Annotated in this window: 1 pseudogene; it reads right to left on the bottom strand. The window is 68.6% G+C overall.

Annotation, left to right across the window (positions count from 1 at the left end):
- Positions 1–1,232: pseudogene (locus tag ENZ74_RS32155) on the bottom strand (calcium-binding protein); the annotation flags it as partial.

Here is a 1,232-nt window from a genome sequence, read left to right as displayed (position 1 = left end):
GCGCCAGCAAGCCCATAGGCCGCGTAGTTCGTTTGTGCGCCGACCGTGGTGATGGACTGCGCACCAAGCGCGACGCTGTTGATGAAGGTGCTTTGGGCGCCGGCGCCGAGCGCCACCGACTGGATGCCGGAGGCGGTCGAATTGGTGCCGAGCGCCAGGCCGTCGGCCAGCAGCACATGCGCGTTCTGGCCGATGGCCGTTCCGCCGGGTGCTGTCTGGTCGACGATGGCGCCGTTGCCGATGCCGATGCCGTTGTCGCCGTTGACGACGGTCGTCGGACCGACCGCGACCGACTCCGCGCCGACCGCCAGCGAGTCGCCCGCCGCCGAATTGGCATGGAAGTATTTCGTCGAGGTGACCGACACGGCAGCGATGGCGCCGGCGAGCTGGCGCACCGTCACCGCGTCCTGGTCCTGCGTGCCGTCGGCCACATTGGTGATCTGCCGGTAGGAGTTGACGTCGCCGACCGAAACCGCGCCGAGCAGCGCCTTGTCGGTCGTGTTGAACTGGATGAAGTTCGACGGACCGGCTGCGATCTGGCCGGTAGCCGGAGCGATCGCGCGATTGGAGATCGAACCCGAGCCCAGCGCCACGCTGCCGTCGATGCTGGCGTTGCTGGCGCGGCCGAGCGCCAGCGCGCTGACCCCGGTCGCGGTCGCCTGGTAGCCGACAGCGGTGGAGCCGACACCTTGTGCGAAGGAATCGGTCTGCGCCAGTCCGGCCTCGTTAGTGCGAGCGTAGCGGATGCCGATGCCGTTGGCGTCGGTGTAGGCGGTCGAGGTGTCGCCGGCGATGTTGTTGACAATGTTGCCGAGATTGGTCACGCCAGCGCCAAGATTGTTGACGGTGGTGCCGATGGCATCGACGGCCTGGTTGGTGGCGGCGAGCTGCGAGCCGTTGAGGGCGTCGGTCGACGTCGAGCTGATCCGCCCCGCGGCGACATTGGTGATGGTGCGTTCCGCACCGACCGCGCCGACGCTGACCGTCGAGGTCGGATTGGTGCCCTGGAAGGCATAGGTCGTGCCGTTGATCACGGTGCTCGGCGTGGCGACAGCGACGTCGGTGACACTGCCCGAGCCGAGCGCCACGGCGCCTGCGTTGGCGGCGGTGGCGTTGGCGCCCAGCGCCAGCGCATCGACGGCGCTGGCATTCGCTTGCTTGCCGAGAGCGGTCGCTTGAGCGTTGGTTGCGAACGCGTTCTGGCCGATCGCCGTGCTGGACAGGCCTGGGGC

The sequence above is a fragment of the Mesorhizobium sp. M7A.F.Ca.CA.002.15.2.1 genome (genome assembly GCF_003998715.1).
Taxonomy (GTDB): Bacteria; Pseudomonadota; Alphaproteobacteria; order Rhizobiales; family Rhizobiaceae; genus Mesorhizobium; species Mesorhizobium ciceri.
Note: the sequence above shows the minus strand (reverse complement) of the source record. Positions and strands in the feature narration are given on the sequence as shown.